At 67.3% G+C, this 20,065-nt stretch carries 20 protein-coding genes; 2 read left to right on the top strand and 18 right to left on the bottom strand.

What is annotated here, in order from left to right; genetic code table 11:
- Position 1: 1 nt before the first annotated feature.
- The 9 genes from VG561_RS16005 to rlmD all read right to left on the bottom strand — a co-directional run bounded on the left by VG561_RS16005 (position 2) and on the right by rlmD (position 7,291).
- Positions 2-271, bottom strand: coding sequence for a hypothetical protein (locus VG561_RS16005; protein WP_014647988.1), 270 nt, complete (start codon positions 269-271; stop codon positions 2-4).
- 180 nt (positions 272-451) lie between these two features.
- Positions 452-1,720 (bottom strand): FAD-dependent oxidoreductase, encoded by a 1,269-nt coding sequence (locus VG561_RS16000; RefSeq protein ID WP_014647989.1) that lies wholly within the window; start codon positions 1,718-1,720, stop codon positions 452-454.
- Positions 1,721-1,845: 125 nt separating this feature from the next.
- On the bottom strand, positions 1,846-2,052 hold the full coding sequence (locus VG561_RS15995) for a cold-shock protein (protein ID WP_005410590.1): 207 nt from the start codon (positions 2,050-2,052) through the stop codon (positions 1,846-1,848).
- 88 nt (positions 2,053-2,140) lie between these two features.
- Positions 2,141-2,887 (bottom strand): S-methyl-5'-thioinosine phosphorylase, encoded by a 747-nt coding sequence (locus VG561_RS15990; protein ID WP_006461208.1) that lies wholly within the window; start codon positions 2,885-2,887, stop codon positions 2,141-2,143.
- Between the two features lie 82 nt (positions 2,888-2,969).
- Positions 2,970-3,524, bottom strand: a complete 555-nt coding sequence (locus VG561_RS15985; RefSeq protein WP_014038078.1) for a hypoxanthine-guanine phosphoribosyltransferase — start codon at positions 3,522-3,524, stop codon at positions 2,970-2,972.
- Positions 3,524-4,531: a beta-N-acetylhexosaminidase gene (gene nagZ, locus VG561_RS15980; protein ID WP_075077049.1), complete on the bottom strand. Its 1,008-nt coding sequence runs from the start codon at positions 4,529-4,531 to the stop codon at positions 3,524-3,526. Before nagZ ends, VG561_RS15985 begins: the two co-directional genes overlap by 1 nt.
- Before the next feature lie 95 nt (positions 4,532-4,626).
- Positions 4,627-5,322 (bottom strand): DsbA family oxidoreductase, encoded by a 696-nt coding sequence (locus VG561_RS15975; RefSeq protein WP_014647991.1) that lies wholly within the window; start codon positions 5,320-5,322, stop codon positions 4,627-4,629.
- A gap of 114 nt (positions 5,323-5,436) precedes the next feature.
- On the bottom strand, positions 5,437-5,922 hold the full coding sequence (locus VG561_RS15970; protein ID WP_042359274.1) for a CYTH domain-containing protein: 486 nt from the start codon (positions 5,920-5,922) through the stop codon (positions 5,437-5,439).
- 34 nt (positions 5,923-5,956) lie between these two features.
- Complete coding sequence (gene rlmD / locus VG561_RS15965) at positions 5,957-7,291, bottom strand: 23S rRNA (uracil(1939)-C(5))-methyltransferase RlmD (RefSeq protein ID WP_032959001.1); 1,335 nt, start codon at positions 7,289-7,291, stop codon at positions 5,957-5,959.
- A gap of 127 nt (positions 7,292-7,418) precedes the next feature.
- On the opposite strand from rlmD, the gene VG561_RS15960 reads away from it, so the two are divergent.
- A complete protein-coding gene (locus VG561_RS15960) occupies positions 7,419-8,147 on the top strand; it encodes a response regulator (RefSeq protein ID WP_014647994.1) in 729 nt (242 codons plus the stop codon).
- 529 nt (positions 8,148-8,676) lie between these two features.
- On the opposite strand, the gene recO is transcribed toward VG561_RS15960, so the two are convergent.
- From recO to rpoE, 9 genes are all read right to left on the bottom strand, one after another.
- Complete coding sequence (recO, locus tag VG561_RS15955; RefSeq protein WP_197575409.1) at positions 8,677-9,396, bottom strand: DNA repair protein RecO; 720 nt, start codon at positions 9,394-9,396, stop codon at positions 8,677-8,679.
- 18 nt (positions 9,397-9,414) lie between these two features.
- On the bottom strand, positions 9,415-10,311 hold the full coding sequence (gene era / locus VG561_RS15950; RefSeq protein ID WP_005410599.1) for a GTPase Era: 897 nt from the start codon (positions 10,309-10,311) through the stop codon (positions 9,415-9,417).
- A complete protein-coding gene (gene rnc, locus VG561_RS15945) occupies positions 10,308-10,988 on the bottom strand; it encodes a ribonuclease III (RefSeq protein ID WP_046431951.1) in 681 nt (226 codons plus the stop codon). The genes era and rnc overlap by 4 nt, the downstream gene beginning before the upstream one ends.
- The gene (locus tag VG561_RS15940) at positions 10,978-11,361 is read right to left on the bottom strand and encodes a DUF4845 domain-containing protein (protein WP_014647998.1); all 384 of its coding nucleotides are present in this window, start codon (positions 11,359-11,361) and stop codon (positions 10,978-10,980) included. Before VG561_RS15940 ends, rnc begins: the two co-directional genes overlap by 11 nt.
- A gap of 52 nt (positions 11,362-11,413) precedes the next feature.
- Positions 11,414-12,208, bottom strand: coding sequence for a signal peptidase I (lepB, locus tag VG561_RS15935; protein WP_014038087.1), 795 nt, complete (start codon positions 12,206-12,208; stop codon positions 11,414-11,416).
- A gap of 55 nt (positions 12,209-12,263) precedes the next feature.
- Complete coding sequence (lepA, locus tag VG561_RS15930) at positions 12,264-14,057, bottom strand: translation elongation factor 4 (protein ID WP_032958997.1); 1,794 nt, start codon at positions 14,055-14,057, stop codon at positions 12,264-12,266.
- A gap of 180 nt (positions 14,058-14,237) precedes the next feature.
- On the bottom strand, positions 14,238-15,770 hold the full coding sequence (locus tag VG561_RS15925) for a DegQ family serine endoprotease (protein WP_414612207.1): 1,533 nt from the start codon (positions 15,768-15,770) through the stop codon (positions 14,238-14,240).
- 74 nt (positions 15,771-15,844) lie between these two features.
- Positions 15,845-16,720 carry a sigma-E factor negative regulatory protein gene (locus VG561_RS15920; protein ID WP_423179793.1) on the bottom strand — a complete coding sequence of 292 codons (876 nt, stop codon included), beginning with the start codon at positions 16,718-16,720 and terminating at the stop codon, positions 15,845-15,847.
- Positions 16,717-17,337 (bottom strand): RNA polymerase sigma factor RpoE, encoded by a 621-nt coding sequence (gene rpoE / locus VG561_RS15915; protein WP_014038091.1) that lies wholly within the window; start codon positions 17,335-17,337, stop codon positions 16,717-16,719. Before rpoE ends, VG561_RS15920 begins: the two co-directional genes overlap by 4 nt.
- Before the next feature lie 235 nt (positions 17,338-17,572).
- Here rpoE and VG561_RS15910 point away from each other — a divergent pair, with 235 nt between their 5' ends.
- Positions 17,573-19,636, top strand: coding sequence for a 3-hydroxyacyl-CoA dehydrogenase NAD-binding domain-containing protein (locus tag VG561_RS15910; protein ID WP_423179792.1), 2,064 nt, complete (start codon positions 17,573-17,575; stop codon positions 19,634-19,636).
- Positions 19,637-20,065: the final 429 nt, after the last annotated feature.

The following is a 20,065-nucleotide window of genomic DNA, read 5'->3' as shown; positions in this document are numbered from 1 at the left end:
ATCAGGCCGGACGAATGTCCAGCTGCGGCATCAACTGGAACTCAGGCGTGTCAACTTCACGTCGCCGCGGCAAGGCCTGGATTGCCGCCAGCATCTCCTGTGCGCAGGCGCGGATGCGTCCGTGGTGCTCCGGCGATGCATGACTGATCAAGCTGCCCACATGGAATTCGAACACGTCCTCCAGTACGTCGGGCTGGTCCTCGTGCAGCATCTGCAACAGTCCGCGCAGCTTGCAGATTTCCGATTCCAGCTCCTCGACCGCGAACCACATGGCGTCCTCCTCTTCAACAACAGGCGGCACGTCCGGGCCGCGACAGGCCGCAACGGCAACGCCGCCCGGGCCACGCGCGATGTCAATCACGGAAAGGAAAACGGGCGACGCGCAATCGCGTGCAACCTACTTCTCGCATATACACGGTGAGGCAACCGTTAATTCGCGTGACAGCGCGCTTCACGCGTTCGCAGTGATCGCGCTGATGCCAGGCATCTGCGCCCCTGCAGCCAACGCGTCGACAAATGCCGGATCCAGCGCAAGCGAACCGAACCAGCCATGCTGCGTACCGCTGAGCACGCGTAGCATGTGGCCACGCCCACCCGGCAGGCGCCCCATCGGCCCGAGCAGCACGTCGCGCGCCTTTGCCCAGGCATCGCGATCAGACTGGAACAGCGGCGTCAGCCAACGGCTCCAGCGCTGGTAGACCGCAACGTGCGCCCTGCGCTGCGCCTGGTAGGCCTGCAATGCAGCGCCTCCCCCGCCATGTGCGCGCACGGCATCGCGCAATGCCAGCGCATCGAGCAGCGCCATGTTCACGCCCTGCCCCAGCTGCGGGCTCATCGCATGTGCGGCATCGCCGGCCAGCACCATGCGGCCGCAATGCCAGCGCGTCATCACGGCGTCACGGTAGACCGCGCGCGCCAGCTGGCCTGCATCATGCAGATGCGCAAAGCGCGCGCTGGCCTGCGGCCACAGCGCGTGCAGCTCGTCCAGCCAGGGCGTCATGCCATCGGCCTGCCATCGTTCGAAGTCGGCGCGTGGCAGGCTCCAGAAGAAGCTCAGGCGCGGCGTGTCATCACCGGGCCGCGTACCGACCGGCAGCAGCCCGATCATCTTGCGCGCGGCCACGTAGCGCTGCCGCAGCTCCTGCAGGTGCGGCCAGTCCTCGGCCGGCAGCAGGCACCACAGTGCGCCCCAGGGATACACGCGGTCCAGCCCGGTGCCGCCTTCGATCGAGCCGCGCAGCGTCGAAGCCGCACCATCGGCGGCCACCACCAGGTCGAACGGCCCATGCATGCGGCCCTCACTGTCATGCAGGCGGCCCTGTGCGGCATCCACTGCGGCGATGGTGACGCCGGCATGCAGCTGGCCCGCACCCGCACGCGCCCCGTCCAGCAGCGAGAACAGCGCCCCACGCTGCATGCCGAGGCCGTGCAGGCGCGCGTCCAGGCCGTCATAGCGCATGTCCATCACCGTGCGCTCGCACGGTGTATCGCCATAAAGACGGTGCACCGGCGCCGCATGCGCGCGCACGGCATCAAGCAGGCCCATCTGCCACAGCACCTGCAGGCCGCTGGGCTGCAGCAGGAAGCCGGCGCCAACCGGCCCCGGCGAGGGCACGCGTTCGAAGATCTCCACCTCGTGGCCATCACGAGAGAGCAGGATGGACAATGCCTGTCCAGCGGTGCCGTAGCCGATCACGGCGATGCGCAGTCGTTCCTTCATCGGCGCATTGTGCCCGAGCGCAAATCCGGATGGCCACCTGGAACCCTGTCCACAGCGCCGCAATGCCCGTCGCGACGCAAAAAAAACCCCGCCGAAGCGGGGTTTTCAACGCACTGTCGAGTGGATCACTCGGCCGGCGTGATGTTCGAAGCCTGGGCACCCTTCGGGCCCTGGGTCACGTCGTAGGTGACACGCTGGCCTTCCTGCAGGCTGCGGAAGCCCTTGGAGTTGATGGCGGAGAAGTGCGCGAACACGTCGGCGCTGCCATCCTCCGGCGAGATGAAGCCAAATCCCTTGGCGTCGTTGAACCACTTGACGGTACCGTTCGGCATGGTGATGCGAGACCTTATGCAATGAATGGGTGGTGTACGCTGAACCCGCGCACAAGCTGAGTATGCAAAGCTTGCTCGGGGAAGACAATCACCCCCGCGCCAATTCGCCCACCAGTTCCGGAAGTCCGTTGCTGGCCGCCTGCACGTTCGCCAGTACTTCGGCCATCGTAATCTCCTCGCCATCACCGCAGCCGGCGGCCCAGTTGGCGATGATTGCCAGGCAGGCGTAATCCAGCCCCAGCTCGCGTGCCAGCGCGGCCTCCGGCATGCCGGTCATGCCTACCAGGTCGCAGCCGTCACGGCGCATGCGGGCGATCTCGGCGATGGTCTCCAGGCGCGGGCCCTGCGTCGCGCCGTAGCAGCCACCGTCATGGACCGTGACGCCGGTCACTTTCGCTGCCGCCAGGATCTTGCTGCGCAGCATCGGCGTATAGGGGTGGCCGAAATCGACATGGACCACGTCCGTGCCTTCTTCTTCACAGATCGTGCTGATGCGGCCCCAGGTGTAGTCGATGATCTGGTCCGGGCAGGCCAGCACGCGCGGGCCGAAGTCTTCGGTGATGCCACCCACCGTGTTCAATGCCAGCACGCGCTGCGCGCCCAGCTGCTGCAGTGCGGCCAGGTTGGCGCGGTAGTTGATCTTGTGCGGCGGCAGTGAGTGCCCCTCGCCATGCCGCGCCAGGAACGCCACGCGATGACCGAGCAGCGTGCCCACGCGCACCGGGCCGGACGGGCGGCCAAAGCGGGTGTCGACCTCGTGGGTCTGCACGTCGTCGAGCTTGGCCAGGTTGTAGACACCGGTACCGCCGATCACGGCCAGGGCGATCTGTTGCATTCAAAGCACTCCATGGAAAGACGAACGCCGGCACCCGAGGATGCCGGCGGTGGAAGAAGACGCGCCGCAGGCAGCTGCGCCGTTACTCCTTCATTGCGTAGATCGCCGGCACGCAGCGCAGGGTCTCGTTGACGTCCATGCCGAAGCCGAACACGTAGCGGTCCGGCAGCTCGATGCCGGCGTAGTCGGCGGTCACGTCCGGCAGTGCGCGGTCGTGCTTCTTCACGGTCATCGCGGCGATGCGCACGTCGGTCGCGCCCTGCTCCAGGCACCAGGTGCGGACGCCCTGCAGGGTGTAGCCCTCGTCGAGGATGTCGTCGATCAGCAGCACGCGGCGGCCGAACAGCGAGGTGGCCGGCTTGTGCTTCCAGACCAGGTCTCCGCCGGTGGTTTCACCGCGGTAGCGGGTCGCGTGCAGGTAATCGAACTGCACGTCCTGGCCGCGCGCGCCCAGTTCCAGCGCCAGCTGGCCGGCGAACGGCAGCGCACCATGCATGATGGACAGGAACAGCGGCACCTCGCCCTTGTAATCGCGCGCGATGGCGTCGGCGATACCAGCGATGGCCTTGTCGATGGTGGGGCGGTCGACCAGCAGGTCAGCCTGGGCCAGGGCCTGGGAAATGGTGAGGTTGGGCATCAGACGGTTCTTCCAAGGGTTTCAAGCAGACGGGATTGGGTGTCGCCATGGCGGGCGTCGGCCAGCAGGCCGTCCCAGCCGAGCGCGCCGCGGCCAAGCAGGCCCAGCAGCGCAGCAGTATTGAGGGAGCGTCCCTGCACCGCGTGCAGGGCTTCATCGACCAGTTCCGGGTGGCAGACCAGCACCACGTCGCAGCCGGCATCCAGGTGCGCGTGCACGCGTGCCGGCACGCCACCGGCACTGTGCGAGGCGGCCATGCCGATGTCATCGGAGAACACCACGCCACGGAAGCCGAGCTCGCCACGCAGGATGTCCTGGATCCAGCGCGGGGAATAGCCGGCCGGCTCCGGCGCCACCTGCGGATAGATCACGTGCGCCATCATCACCGCATCGGCACCGGCGGCGATGCCGGCCTGGAACGGCACCAGGTCCTGGGCGCGCAGTTCGTCCAGCGCGCGCGGGTCGATCGCGGTATCGACGTGGGTGTCTTCCAGCACGGTGCCGTGGCCGGGGAAATGCTTGAGCGTGGCGGCCATGCCGACCGCATGCATGCCGCGCACATAGGCGTCGGTGAACGCGGCCACCACCTGCGGGTCTTCACTGAAGGCACGGTTGCCGATGGCGCGGTTGCCGCGGCCAAGGTCGACCACCGGCGCGAAACTCAGGTCGAGGCCGCTGGCACGTACTTCGCTGGCCATCAGCCAGGCATGCTGTTCGGCCAGGGCCAGCGCCTGCTGCGGGTCGGCGGCGTACAGCGCGCCGATGTCCTGCAGCGGCGGCAGCGCGCTGTAGCCCTCGCGGAAACGCTGCACACGGCCGCCTTCCTGGTCCACGCAGATCAGCTGCGGGCGCGGGGCGGCGGCACGGATCGCCGCACTCAGATCGGTCACCTGCTGGCGCGAGGCGAAGTTGCGCTTGAACAGCACCACCCCGGCCACGGCGTCGTGCTGCAGCCAGTCACGTTCCTGGGCGGTCAGTTCGGTGCCGGCAACGCCGATCAGCAGCATGGTCGATCTCCACAACGCGCGCCCGCATGGCGCAGTGCCGCATTGTCGCAGAACCGGCCGACAGGCGCAGGGGTCAGACGAAGGGGAGTGTGGGGTCAGACCTTGCAGCCGTCCGGGCCGCAGGCCTCGTCGCCGTCAGCCGAAGCTGCCGGGGCGCCCTGTTCGGCTGCGATCTGCCGAAGGGCGTTGGCGAAGGCCTCTGGCGGCTGGGCCCCGGAAATGGCCCACTTCCCATCGATGACGAAAGTCGGCACCGAGGAAATGCCCAGTGCATGGGCCTGCGCCAGCCTGGCTTCGACCTCGGCCAGGCCGCGGTCGGAGCCCAGCATCTGCGCGATTTCAGCACCGTCCAGGCCGCCAGCCACGCCGGCCTTCACCAGCACTGCAGTATCGGCCAGATTCTGGCCATGCTCGAAGTGGGCACGGAAAAGTGCTTCGCCGACCGCATCCTGCACGCCGTGCTGGCCGGCCAGCCACAACACCCGATGGGCCGGCAGCGTGGTCACCCGCACCTGGCCCTGGCTGAAATCCATCGGCAGGCCCTCGGCCCGCGCGGTGGTCTGGGTCTGGCCGAGGATCTGCTCGGTGCGCTCGACGCCACCGAACTTGCGCACATAGGCCTCGCGCAGCGGCACCGGGGTGGCGTCCGCGTCCGGGTCCAGCTGGAACGGCTGCCAGTGGATATCGAGTTCAGGCGCATTGGCGCCGAGCAACTGCACACCCTGCTGGAAGCGATGCTTGCCGATCCAGCACCAGGGGCAGACCACGTCGGAGTAGATGTCGATTCTCATCCCCACCACATGGGGCCCGCCTCCCTCGAAAAAAGGGGACGGAGGGGATTAAGTCGTTTCCAGCACAGCTGGGGTAAAGACGACTTAATCCCCTCCGTCCCCTTTTTGGGGGCTTCACCACTGTGAATAGGGGTGACTGGCCAGTGCGACGTTGTAGTAGCGCGCGTCGTCGGTGACTTCGGCACCCACCCAGTCCGGCAGGTCGATCGCCTGGTCGGCGCTGTCCAGCTCGACTTCGGCCACGACCAGGCCGGCGTTGTCGCCGAGGAACTCGTCCACCTCCCAGGTCAGGCCGGCGTGTTCGACCAGGTGGCGGCGCTTGTCGATCAGGCCACCGACGCACAGCGCCAACAGGGCGCGCGCATCCTCCACCGGGATCGGGTAGTCGAACTCCTGGCGGGTATGGCCGATGGTGCGCGACTTCAGGTTCAGCGCGGCGTGGTCGCCTTCGATGCGCACGCGCACCGAGGCGTTCTGGGTGCCGCGGTCGAGCGCGCCCATGTCGTTGATGTAGCCCTGCGCCATCGGGATCACCCGATGCGCGGCGGTGCGCCAGCCATCACTGCTGACGAGGAATTTGCGTTCGATTTCGATGCCCATCGCGCCATTATGCGCGATGGGTGATGACAACCTGTCAGCGCTTCTCGAACACCGCGATGCTTTCCACGTGCGCGGTATGCGGGAACATGTCCATGGCACCGGCGCTGACCAGGGTGAAGCCCTGTTCGTTGACCAGATAGCCGGCATCGCGCGCCAGCGAGCCCGGGTGGCAGCTGACGTAGACAATGCGCTTGAACTGCTTCAGCGGCAGCTGCTGCAGCACTTCGATCGCACCCGAGCGCGGCGGGTCCAGCAGCAGCTTGTCAAAGCCCTGGCGCATCCACGGGGTGCTGCGCTGGTCCTGGGTCAGGTCGGCGCTGAAGAACTGCGCGTTGGCCAGGCCGTTGCGCTCGGCGTTCTCACGCGCACGCGCCACCAGGCCGGCATCGCCTTCCACGCCAACCACCTCGCGCACGCGGCGCGCCAGCGGCAGGGTGAAGTTGCCCAGGCCGCAGAACAGGTCCAGTACACGCTCGTCCTCACCCGGTTCCAGCAGGTCCAGGGCGTGGGCGATCATCTTCTCGTTGAGCTTGGCATTGACCTGGATGAAGTCCAGCGGGCGGAACGCCAGCTCGACATCCCACGGCGCCAGACGGAACGACAGCGGCACACCCTGCCCGTCCAGCGGCTGCACGGTATCCACGCCGCCGGACTGCAGGTAGATCACGAAGCCATGCTGCTGGCCGAAGGCCGCCCAGGCCGCGCGGTCGGCATCGCTGAGCGGCTGCAGATGGCGAACGGTCAGGACCACGGCCTGGTCACCGGCGATGAATTCGATCTGCGGGATGTCACGCTTGCCATCGAGTGACTCGATGAAGGTGGACAGCGCCTCGACCTTGGTACCAATCTCGGGGATCACGGTCAGGCACTGGCTGAGGTCGGCAACGAAGCGCGGATCCTGTTCACGGAAGCCGACCAGGGTCTTGTCCTTCTTTTCGACCCGGCGCACCGAGAAACGGCCCTTGCGGCGATAGCCCCAGCTCTCACCGACCAGCGGCGCCAGCACGGTGCCCGGCTTCACATGGCCGATCCGCTCCAGGTTGTCCATCAGCACGCGCTGCTTGGCCACGATCTGCTGGTCTTCGTCCAGGTGCTGCAGCACGCAGCCGGCGCAGGTGCCGAAATGCGGGCACTTGGGGGTCACCCGCTGCGGCGAGGCCTGCAGCACCTCCAGGGTGCGCGCCTCGTCGAAATGGCGGCTGCGGGCAGTCTGTTCAGCCATCACCACCTCGCCGGGCAGCGCGCCGCTGACGAAGGTGACCTTGCCGCCCTCGCCTTCACGGCGGGCGACACCGCGACCATCATGGCTGAGGTCGAGGATCTCGGTCTGGAATGGGGTACGGTCAGTGCGGGAACGGGATCGGGCCACGTGGCAACAGGCTGCGGGCAAAAATGGGGGCGTATTGTCGCAGATCCTGACCGACGGGGCCTGGACCCGCTTGCGCCCGTGGCCGTCGTGCTTGATGATTGGGCCAGCTGACATGGAGGCAGCCCTGATGCAGATGACCCCGCGGGCCGCACGGCCCCGCTTCCTGCTTGTCGAGGACGACATCATCAGCCGCGGTTTTTTCAAGGCGGCGTTGGAAACGTTACCGGCGGATGTGGATACCGCAGATTCGCTGGCCAGTGCCCTGGCCAGTGCCGAACCCGGCGCGCATGATCTGTGGCTGATCGACGTCAACCTGCCGGATGGCAATGGCGCGCAACTGCTGCGTGAGCTACGCCGCTCACATCCCGACACACCGGCGCTGGCACATACGGCCGACGGCGATACCTCCATCCACGCCCGCCTGCGCGAAGCCGGTTTCAGCGACACCCTGGTCAAGCCGCTGGGCCGCGACCAGCTGCTGAAGGCCGTGCGCCGTGCGCTGGTCAACAGCCCGGCGGGAATCTTCGTGGCACAGGCCCCGGCCGCGGTCGAGCTGGCCGTGCAGGACTGGGACGAGACTGCGGCATTGGCCGCGCTCAATGGCCAGCGCAACCACCTGATCGCACTGCGCGAGCTGTTCCTGGCCGAGTTGCCCGGTGTGCGCGACGCGGTCGAGCAGGCGGTGGACCAGCACGACGAGCGCCAGCTGCGCAGCCAGCTGCACCGGTTGCAGGCGAGCTGTGGCTTCGTGGGGGCGGCACGGTTGGGCCGGGCGGTGCGCCAGCTGCATCATGCACCCGAGTCCGGGCAGGCCCAGGACGGGTTCCGCGCCGCGGTAGCTGCCCTGCTGCATTGAGGGTTTTTCGGCAGGGCTGCGCCCTGCACCCGCAGAGGCTTCAAGCCAAGGCAACAGCAACAGCAACGGCATGCATTCCGTGGGTTGGCGGTGCGGTATCGGAGGGCGGGGACGCCGTAAACCCGTCCTTGGGGGCTTGGCAGCCGCATCCATGCGGCTGACACCCCGCCCTCCGATACCGCCCCACCTCTTACAGTTTTCCGCGATCGGGTAGATCCACGCCATGCGTGGATGAATTTCTGTCAGATATCGAAATCAATCTGGGGTCGGATCCGTTTTTCTGCGGAAAACGGATCTGACCCCAAGAGCAATCCCGACAGCTCGCGGGAAACTGTCGAAGGCGGGGTGGGTCCGGTTGCGGGAGTGTCCGCGGCATGGATGCCGCGGCCAAGCCCCCAGGGACGGGTTTACGGCGTCTCCCGCAACCGGACCCCCCCCTACCCACGGATAGCCAGCTTTTGCTGTTGACGTTGACCTTGATTCGGCTTCGGCTTCGGCAGGTGCAGGGCTGCAAGCCCTGCCGCCCCACCTACCTGCGCGGCGCAAGCTGCTCGAGCATTTCCCAGGACTTCAGCCCGCGCGCGCCCAGGTGATGGGCCAGCACCCGCCGCATCGGCAGGCGCAGGCTGGCCAGATCGGCGGCATCCGGTTCTTCGTCGGCCGCAAGGGCCAGCAGCGCCGAGCCAGTGGCCGCCGCCCGGCGCTCCCCGCCACGCTCGCTCAGCAGGCGCTGCGCCCCTTCCTGCGGGTCCAGCTCGTAGCGCGCCGCCGGGTCGATCGGCTGGCCATCACTGGCACTGTCCAGCTCGAGACCCAGGCCCAGCGCGGACAGCAGTTCGCGCTCGAAACGGCGCAGGGTCCAGGCCAGGCCGGCACCGACCGCCAGCCGCGCGCGTGCCTCACCGTAGGCAAGGTACAGCTCCGGCAGCGGGTCCTGGCGCGGGGCCAGGCGCAGGGTCAGTTCACTCAGGTAGAAGCCGGCCAACATCGCCTGGCCGACCAAGCGTGGCGCGGCATCCAGCGCCTCGGCACCCCGCAGCTGGGCCAGTTCACCCCGCTGCTGGGCACTGAAGCGGATCCACTGCAACGGCTGCAGGGCGGCGCGCAGCACCTGGCCCTTGGCGGTGGACACGCCACGCGCCAGCAGGCCGATACGGCCATGCTGCGCGCTCAACACTTCGACCAGCAGGCTGGTCTCGCGGTAGGCCCGTGCGTGCAGCACGAAGCCGGTGTCGTCCTCGATCATCATCGAAGCGACCGTCGCGGCTTATTCGTAGCCGAAGGCCTTCAGCGCGGCCTCGTCGTCGGACCAGCCTTCACGCACGCGCACCCAGGTTTCCAGGAACACCTTGGCCCCGAACAGACGCTCCATCTGCAGGCGGGACTTGGCGCCGATCTCCTTCAGGCGGGCGCCGCCCTTGCCGATCACGATGGCCTTCTGGCCCTCGCGCTCGACCCAGATCACCGCACCGATGCGCAGCAGGTTGCCATCCTCGGTGAAGCGCTCGATCTCGACGGTGGTTGCGTACGGCAGTTCCTCGCCGAGCTGGCGCATCAACTGCTCGCGCACCAGTTCACCGGCCAGGAAACGCTGGCTGCGATCGGTGATCTCGTCCTCGCCGAACATCGGCGGGGCTTCCGGCAGCAGCTTCAGCACGTCGCGCACCAGTGCTTCCAGGCCGTTGCGCTTCTGCGCCGAGATCGGGTGCACGGCGGCGAAATCACGCCCTTCGGTCACCTGCTGCAGGAACGGCAGCAGCGCGCCCTTTTCCTTCAGGCGATCGATCTTGTTGACCACCAGCACCACCGGGATGCCGGCGTCGCGCAGCACGTTGAACGCCAGGCTGTCCTCTTCATCCCAGCGACCGGCTTCGATCACCAGCAGGCCGGCATCGACGCCTTCCAGCGAGCCACGCGCGGCGCGGTTCATCACCCGGTTCATCGCCCGCTTCTGCACCTTGTGCAGGCCAGGGGTGTCGACCAGGACCAGCTGGCCTTCCGGATAGGTGGCGATGCCCAGCAGGCGATGGCGCGTGGTCTGCGGACGGTTGGAGACGATGCTGACCTTGGCGCCGACCAGGGCATTGGTCAGGGTCGACTTGCCCACGTTCGGGCGGCCGATGACGGCCACGCTGCCGCAATGATGGGGAGTTTGTTCGCTCACTTGGAATCCAGTTGTTCTAGGACGGCCGCAGCCGCCTGTTGTTCGGCAAGCCGCCGCGAGGCGCCTTCGCCCTCGGTGCTGGCGGCCGGGTCGGCTACGTTGCAGCGTACCCGGAAGTGCTTGGCGTGGTCGTCACCGGATTCTGACACCAGTTCATACTGCGGCAACGCCTTCTGTCGGGCCTGCAGCCATTCCTGCAGGCGGGTCTTGGGGTCCTTCTCGGGCCGGCCGGAGGCCGGCAGTGCCTCGATCGAAGCGCTGAACCAGGGCAGTACCACCGCCCGGCAGGCCTCGAAGCCGGCATCCAGGTAGATCGCAGCCACCACGGCTTCCACCGCGTCGGCCAGGATCGAATCACGACGGTGGCCGCCGGACTTCATTTCTCCCGGGCCCAGGATCAGTCGATCGCCCAGTTCCAGGGTGCGCCCGATCACCGCCAGCGCGCCTTCACGCACCAGCTCGGCGCGGGCACGGGTCATCGCGCCTTCGTCAGCCTTGGGCCAGCGCTGGTACAACGCCTCGGCCGCCATCATGTTGACGATGCTGTCGCCCAGGAACTCCAGGCGCTCGTTGTGTGGCGCACCGGCACTGCGATGCGTCAGCGCCTGCTTCAGCAGCGCCGGGTCGCGGAAGGGATGACCGATCAGGTCACCACGTTGGAAAGGTTTATTCGGCACCGCTTCGGGTCAGGTCCTGGGATGAATCGAATTTGCCAACCACGTCCAGGTTGCCGACCAGCGGACGGCGCACTTCGTAGTTGACCTTGAGGGTCCAGCCATTGTCGCGGCGGTCGAACTTCACGTTGGCCGGCTTCACGTTTTCCGAGTAGTTGATGTACAGCCGCTTGAAGAACAGATCCTGGATCCGGGCCGGTTCCATGCTGCCCACACCCGGCTCGTTGGCCAGGCTCTTCATCGCCGAGCGCACCGCGTAATACTCCTGGTACATCGGGAACAGCTTCATGCCGATGTAAAGGAAGAAACCGACCACGATCAGGACCGCCAGGAACGAGGTCAGGGTCATGCCACGCTGCGTGTTCATCGTCTTCATTGCGTTCTCCCCAGATACGCGTTGGATGTGAAAATACTCGGTTGATGCCCGATCAGTTGATGCTCGAGCCGATCCGCGACGGCTCGAAGCCATCCTTGCAGAACCAGCCCTGGCAGTTCAGCCAGATCAGGAAGGCCTTGCCGCGCAGGTTTTCTTCCGGCAGCAGGCCCCAGAAACGGCCATCGTCGCTGTTGTCACGGTTGTCGCCCATCACAAGGTACTTGCCGGCCGGCACGGTCCACTGGCCCTGGCCACGCGGATAGTCGGTCTCCAGCACGGTGTGGGTTCGACCCGGCAGGTGTTCGACCAGCAGGTTGGCACCCTCGCCCTGGCCCTTGTGGCCTGCATAGATGCCCTTGTTGTCGTACTTCAGCGGTTCGCCGTTGAGGATCACGCCGTCGCCTTCGAAGACCACGGTGTCGCCCGGCACGCCGATGACGCGCTTGATGAAGTTCTCACCCTTGGCCGGATCGTTGTCGCTGTGGCCGGGGAAGTGGAACACCACCACGTCGCCGCGCGACGGCTCGCCAAACGGCACGATCTTGGTGTTGCTGATCGGCAGGCGCAGGCCGTAGGAGAACTTGTTGACCAGGATGAAGTCGCCGATCAGCAGGTTCGGCATCATCGAGCTGGACGGGATCTTGTACGGCTCGGCGATGAAACTGCGCACGATCAGCACGATCGCCAGCACCGGGAAGAACGCACGCGAGTAATCCACCAGCACCGGCTCGGAGTCGAGCAGGCCCGCGCGCTGGGCGCGACGCTTGGCGAGGTACAGCTTGTCCGCGAGCAGGATCAGGCCCGAGGCCAGGGTCAGCACGACCAGGAGGATCTCAAACAGTTTCATTCAGGGTCCTTTGCAACGTCACCAGACGACCGGCCCCGCAGGGCCGGTGCGGGCCTTACTTGTTGTCCATCTGCAGGACGGCCAGGAACGCTTCCTGCGGAATCTCCACGCGTCCGACCTGCTTCATGCGCTTCTTGCCTTCCTTCTGCTTTTCCAGAAGCTTCTTCTTGCGCGAAACGTCGCCACCATAGCACTTGGCCAGCACGTTCTTGCGCATGGCCTTGACCGTGGTGCGGGCGATGATCTGCGAGCCGACGGCGGCCTGGATGGCCACGTCGAACATCTGGCGCGGGATCAGGTCCTTCATCTTCTCGCACAGCTCGCGGCCACGTCGGTCAGCGTGGCTGCGGTGCACGATCAACGACAGCGCATCGACCTTGTCACCATTGATCAGCACGTCCACGCGCACGAACGGGCCTGCGTCGAAGCGCACGAAGTGGTAATCGAGCGAGGCGTAGCCGCGGCTGACCGACTTCAGCTTGTCGAAGAAGTCCAGCACCACCTCGGCCATCGGCAGCTCGTAGCTGATCTGCACCTGGCTGCCCAGGTAGTTGATGCCGATCTGGCTGCCGCGCTTTTCTTCGCACAGCTTGATGATGTTGCCGATGTACTCCTCGGGGGTGAGCACGTTGGCGCGGATGATCGGTTCGCGGATTTCCTCGACCTGGTTCACCGCCGGCAGCTTGGCCGGGTTGTCCATGTTGATGATCGAGCCATCGGTCTTCAGGACCTCATACACCACCGTCGGCGCGGTGCTGATCAGGTCCAGGTTGTATTCGCGCTCCAGGCGCTCCTGCACGATTTCCATGTGCAGCATGCCCAGGAAGCCGCAGCGGAAGCCGAAGCCCATCGCCTCGGAGCTTTCCGGCTCGAAACGCAGCGCGGCATCGTTCAGGCGCAGCTTGTCCAGCGCTTCGCGCAGGTCCGGGTAGTCTTCGGCATCGACCGGGAACAGGCCGGCGAACACGCGCGGCTGCATTTCCTGGAAGCCCGGCAGCGGCTTCGGCGCCGGGTCGCCGGCCAGGGTGAGGGTGTCGCCGACCGGCGCGCCATGCACGTCCTTGATGCTGGCGGTGACCCAGCCCACTTCACCGGCACGCAGCGCCGGCAGCACCTTGCGCTTCGGCGTGAACACGCCGACGTTGTCGACCTGGTGGTTGCGGCCGGTCGACATCACCTGCAGCTTGTCACCGGCCTTGATCTCGCCCTGCATCACGCGCACCAGCGACACCACGCCGAGGTAGTTGTCGAACCACGAGTCGATGATCAGCGCCTGCAGCTTGTCGGTGTCGCGCGGCGCCGGCGGCGGAATGCGGTGCACGATCGCTTCCAGCACGTCCTGCACGTTGAGGCCGGTCTTGGCACTGACCGGCACGGCGTCGGAGGCATCGATGCCGATCACGGCCTCGATCTCGGCCTTGGCGCGCTCGATGTCGGCGGTGGGCAGGTCGATCTTGTTGATCACCGGCACCACTTCCAGGCCCTGCTCCACGGCGGTGTAGCAGTTGGCCACCGACTGGGCTTCCACGCCCTGCGCCGCATCGACCACCAGCAGCGCGCCTTCGCAGGCGGCCAGCGAGCGGCTGACTTCATAGGAGAAGTCGACGTGGCCGGGGGTGTCGATGAAGTTCAGGTGGTAGGTCTGCCCGTCCTTGGCCAGGTACGGCAGTGACACCGACTGCGCCTTGATCGTGATGCCACGCTCGCGCTCGATCGGATTGGAATCGAGCACCTGCGCTTCCATCTCGCGGGCCTGCAGGCCACCGCAGAGCTGGATGATGCGGTCGGCCAGCGTGGACTTGCCGTGGTCGACATGGGCGATGATGGAGAAGTTGCGGATGTTCCGCATCGAATCAGAAGACATAGGTGGCGGCGGCGCGCGGCGTCGTCAGGGTAACGGTCGATTATCGCACGCCCAGCGCCCGGCCGCTAAAACCGGCTGCCGGGCACCGGCCCGGAACGACCGAAGCCCCGCCGGGGCGGGGCTTCGGGGGAGGCCCAGGGGCCGCCGGAGCGGCCCCGGCAGGCCCTACTGGCCGGCCTTGACCGCCACGAAGGCGCTGTTGCCGTTGGCCGTGCGGACCAGCAGCATGACCACGTCGTCCTTCTTGAAGCTGGACAGCGCCCGGTTCAGGGCATCCACACTGCCGACCGCGACGCGGCCGACCTGCAGGATCACCATGCCCGGCGACAGGCCGGCATCACGCGCCGCCTGGCCCTTGACCCCGGTGATGCGCACGCCTTCGTTGCCGTTGAGCCCGAACTGCTTGCGCTGAGCCGCGCTCAGGTCGCTCACGTCCAGCCCCAGCAGGGCATTGGCCCCGGTCTGCGGCGCCGCCTCGGCACCGCCGGCCGACGGCCCGCGGGCACTGGCCTGCCCGTCTTCACTCAGCGCGGTCAACGTGGCACTGAGGTCATGCGGCTTGCCGTCGCGGTACACCACCAGGTTCACCTTGCTGCCCGGCGCCATCGCACCGATCAGCGGCGGCAGGTCGGACCAGCTGTTGACCGGGCTGCCGTTGACCGAGCGGATGACGTCGCCCACCTGCACGCCGGCCTTGGCGGCCGCACTGCCGGCCACGATCTGGTTGACCAGGGCGCCACGGCTGTCCGGCAGGCCCAGGCCCTGCGCCTTCAGCGAATCGATCGGCTCCACGACCGCGCCGAGCTGGCCGCGGGTGACCTTGCCGCTCTTCTTGATCTGCTCGACCGCGCTCATCGCCAGGTCGATCGGGATCGCGAAGCTGATGCCCATGTAGCCGCCGGACGCGGAGAAGATCTGCGAGTTGATGCCGACCACTTCGCCGCGGGTGTTCAGAAGAGGGCCACCGGAATTGCCCTGGTTGATCGCCACGTCGGTCTGGATGAACGGCACATAGCGCTGGTCGGGGCCGCCCGTACTGCGGCCGACGGCGCTGACCACGCCGGCGGTGACAGAATGGTCGAGGCCGAACGGCGAGCCGATCGCGACAACCCACTGCCCCGGCTTCAGGCTGTTGGAGTCACCCACGCGCACGGTTGGCAGGTTCTTCCCGTCGATCTTCAGCAGGGCGACGTCGTACTGCTGGTCGCTGCCCACCACCTTGGCGGTGAACTCACGGCTGTCGCCCAGCTTGACCTTCACGTCACTGGCGTCGGCCACCACGTGGTAGTTGGTCAGCACATAGCCATCGGGCGAGATGATGAAGCCCGAACCCATGCCACGGCCCTTGATGCTGGGGCCACCGTCTGGCCCACCCGGCCCCTGCCCCGGCATCGGGAAGTCGGGACCAAAGAAGCGGCGGAAGAACTCCGGCATGTCATCGTCGCCCATCGGGCCGCGCGCGGCCTGGCGGTTGTTGCGGACGATGGTGGTATCGACGTTGACCACGCCCGGGCCGACCTGTTCGACCAGGTTGGTGAAGTCGGGCAGGCCACTGACCAGCGGCTGCGCCGGTGCCCGCGCGGCCGCGGCTGGCATGGGCTGGGTCTGCGCGACGGGCGCCGGCGCCTGTGCGCAGGCCACCAGGGGAAGGGTCAGGGCCAGCAGGCCAATGGCCTGCGTGCGGAGTCGGGGAGTCATCGGACGGCAACCTCCGGGTCGGGTGGAAAGAGGAATACGGGCCCCGCCGACGGCGGGGCGTGAAGGCGCCCGGCTCAGTCGCGCGGGCGCGGCGGCACCGACAGGTCATCCTGCAGGCGCGGCTCGAACGGATAGAACGCGGCACTACCGGCGTGGGCCGGGAAGCTGGCATTGAGCGCGCCGCCAGCGGCGGGCGCCAGGCTGGAGCGCGGCCATGGCCGGGCCTGCAGCCCGCTGACCTCGCCGAACGGCAGGTTGCGGTTGGCGTTGGCCGGCACGGTCGGGGTCAACGGTGCCTGCACGGCCGCGATGGCGCGCTGCGAAGTGTCGTCGCGCTGGGCGGCACGCGCGGCCTGCTGGCTGCGCGTAGCGCTGGCACGGCGGGCGTCCTGGCGGCGGCCCGCCGCGGCCATCGCTACGGCCGGCGCAGCAGCCACGGCCACCGCGGCCGTGTCCACCGAAGCCTCGGTGACTGGGGTCGGCGCGGCCGGTGCCAGTTCCGCCTGGCTGGCGATCACCTGCGGCGCCAGCGGTTCACCCGGCGTCGCCTCCTTCAATTTCTCGCCGCCGATGAACAGGGCGACCGCGGCGACCGATGCGGCCAGCGCAGCACCGCCGCCCCAGGCGCGCCAGCCACTGCGACGCACTTGGCGACGCGGCTCGGCCTGCGGCGTCGGCTCTGCCGCAATGGCGGCCGCAACGGCGGCACTGAAGCCGGCCGGTGCCAACGCCGGGGCCTGCCCGCGCATCACGTCGCCCAGCAGCTGCCAGCGCTCCTGGCAGCCGGCCAGTTCGGGGTCGTGTTCCATCCGGCGCAGCAGGAAGCGCGCTTCATCGGCACCCAGCTCGCCATCGACCAGGGCCGACAGCTGCTCGCGATGGCGCTGGTCCAGGCGCTGCCCGGCGGGCGATTGATGGTTCTGCGATTCGTTGAACGGGTTACTGGTCATACGCGGCTCTTCTCACGGGTGGCGCTGCCGATGTCCAACAGCGGCCGGAGTTCGGTGTCGATCGCCTCGCGCGCCCGGAAGATCCGGGAACGCACGGTGCCGATCGGGCACCCCATCTTCTGCGCGATATCCTCGTAGCTCAGGCCTTCCACCTCGCGCAGGGTGATCGCCGACCGGAGTTCCTCCGGCAGCGCGTTGACGGCCTTCATGACCGTCTGTTCCAGCTCCTGGCGCATCAACTCGCGCTCGGGCGTGTCGGTGTCCCGCAGGCGGGTACCGCTGTCGAACTGCTCGGCGTCACCGATGTCGATGTCATCGGTCGGCGGACGACGATTGTGTGAAGCCAGGTAGTTTTTGGCGGTATTCACGGCGATTCGATGCAACCAGGTTGAGAACTGGGCATCGCCACGGAAACTCCCGATCGCGCGGTAGGCACGGATGAAAGTGTCCTGGGCGACGTCCTGACATTCGCTCCAGTCGGCGATGTAGCGACCGACCAGGGCCACGACCCGATGCTGGTACTTGCGCACCAGGACATCGAACGCGGCACTCTCGCCGTGCTGCACGCGCCGGACCAGCTCCAGATCCAGCTCCTGAGGTGTATCAACATCGGCCATGAGGGGCCGCACTCCTGTCAGCCCAACCGACGTCGGGCAATGAGACTGCCAATCCCGGGAAAAGTTCAGTCGCCGATCACCTGGCGCCGCACCAGCTTTTAACCACCATTCGGTTAGCGTCCCGATCCACGGCCATGGATCCGGGGGCGCCACTCCCCTGCTATTGGGATTTGACGCGGGGGAAACAACCTCTGGATCATAGCCGCTTCTCCATACACAACCGGATGGAACGTCCATGCTCTCAGGCTTCGATGGTCTCCGCTTCAGCCACTGGCACCCCGAGATCCGCGACGACGGCGTGGTGGTTCTCTCCCTGGATCGCCAGGACAGCAGCGTCAATGCGATGTCGCAGGACGTGCTGCTGGAACTGGGCGACCTGCTTGAGCGCATTGCCCTGGACCCGCCCAAGGGCGTAGTCATCCAGTCGCTGAAGAAGGCCGGCTTCATTGCCGGTGCCGACCTGAAGGAGTTCCAGGAATTCGACCGTCGCGGCACCGTCAACGACGCGATCCGGCGTGGCCAGGCCACCTACCAGAAGCTGGCCGAGCTGCCCTGCCCGACCGTGGCGGCCATCCACGGCCACTGCCTCGGCGGTGGCACCGAGCTTGCCCTGGCCTGCCGCTATCGCGTGGCCTCCAATGACAGCAGCACCCGCATCGGCCTGCCGGAGACCCAGCTGGGCATCTTCCCGGGGTGGGGTGGCAGCGCCCGCCTGCCGCACCTGGTGGGCGCCCCGGCAGCGATGGACATGATGCTGACCGGCCGCACCCTGTCGGCCTCGGCCGCGCGTGGCATCGGCCTGGTCGACAAGGTGGTGGCACCGGCGGTGGTGCTCGACACGGCCGTTGCACTGGCGCTGTCCGGCACCACCCGCCCGTTCAAGCAGCGCGCCACGGCCTGGGCCACCAACACCTGGCTGGCACGCACGCTGCTGGCACCACAGATGGTCAAGCAGGTCGCCCGCAAGGCGAAGAAGGACCAGTACCCGGCGCCGTACGCGCTGATCAGCACCTGGCAGCGCAGTGGCGGCAAGCCGATCCAGGCCCGCCTGGACGCCGAGCGGCGTGCCGTGGTGAAGCTGGCCAGTACTCCGACCGCGCGCAACCTGATCCGTATCTTCTTCCTGACCGAACGCCTGAAGGGCCTCGGTGGCGGTGATTCCGGCATCCGCCACGTGCACGTGGTCGGCGCCGGCGTGATGGGCGGCGACATCGCCGCGTGGGCCGGCTACAAGGGCTTCGAGGTGACCCTGCAGGACCGCGAGCAGCGCTTCATCGACCCGGCCATGGAACGCGCGCAGGCGCTGTTCGCCAAGAAGGTGCGCGACGAGAGCAAGCGCCCGGCCGTGGCCGCGCGCCTGCGTGCCGACCTGGAAGGCAACGGCGTGGCCGAGGCCGACCTGGTGATCGAGGCAATCATCGAGAACCCCGAAGCCAAGCGTGCGCTGTACCAGACGCTTGAGCCGAAGATGAAGCAGGACGCCCTGCTGACCACCAACACCTCGTCGATTCCGCTGGTGGAACTGCGCGACCACATCCAGCGCCCGGCGCAGTTCGCGGGCCTGCACTACTTCAACCCGGTAGCGCAGATGCCGTTGGTGGAGATCATCCATCACGACGGCATGGCGCCGGAGACCGAGCGTCGCCTGGCCGCGTTCTGCAAGGCGCTGGGCAAGTTCCCGGTGCCGGTGGCCGGCAGCCCGGGCTTCCTGGTCAACCGCGTGCTGTTCCCGTACATGCTGGAAGCGGCCACCGCGTATGCCGAGGGCATTCCGGGCCCGGTGATCGACAAGGCCGCGGTGAAGTTCGGCATGCCGATGGGCCCGATCGAACTGATCGATACCGTGGGCCTGGACGTGGCCGCCGGCGTCGGCCGCGAACTGGCGCCGTTCCTGGGCCTGCAGATCCCGGCCGCACTGCAGACGGTGGAACCGGACAAGCGCGGCAAGAAGGATGGCCAGGGCATCTACACCTGGGAGAACGGCAAGCCGAAGAAGCCGGACGTGGCCAGCGACTACCAGGCCCCGGCCGATCTGGAGGACCGCCTGATCCTGCCGCTGTTGAACGAGGCGGTGGCCTGCCTTCACGAGGGCGTGGTGGCCGACGCGGACCTGCTGGATGCCGGCGTGATCTTCGGCACCGGTTTCGCACCGTTCCGCGGCGGTCCGATCCAGCACATCCGTGCGGTCGGTGCCGATGCGATCGTCGAGCGGTTGAAGGCGCTGCAGCAGCGCCATGGCGACCGTTTCGCGCCGCGCCCCGGCTGGGACAACCCCGTCCTGCGCGAACCGGTGGTCTGAGTTCATCGGCCGGGCCTGCGGCCCGGCACCCGCAGAGGCAACCGCCGAAGCCAGAGCCGGAGCAACAGCCGGCTCTGGCTTTTCTGTTAGGCGGGCGGGGCGGTGTGGGCTTGCAGGACACGCCGTAAACCCATCCATGGGGGCTCGATGGCGCCATCCATGGCGCCAACGGTCCTGCAAGCCCACACCGCCCCACCCAGACAGTTTCCCGGTGACGGTTGCTGAACTGCGATGGCTGGTAGGTGTCGACCTTGGTCGACACCAGGAGCGAAGCGACCGGCGTTTGATTTTGATTTTCTTTTTTCTTCTCCGTGGCTGGACGCACACGGAAACTGTCAGAGGCCGGGCGGGGTGGGTCCGCGGGGGTGTCCGCGGCATGGATGCCGCGGCCAAGCCTCCAGGGACGGATTCACGGCGTCCCCCGCGAAC

Origin of the sequence: Stenotrophomonas sp. CASM110 (assembly GCF_049384345.1) — a bacterium.
GTDB lineage: Bacteria > Pseudomonadota > Gammaproteobacteria > Xanthomonadales > Xanthomonadaceae > Stenotrophomonas > Stenotrophomonas muris.
This window is presented reverse-complemented; position numbering and strand designations above follow the sequence as displayed.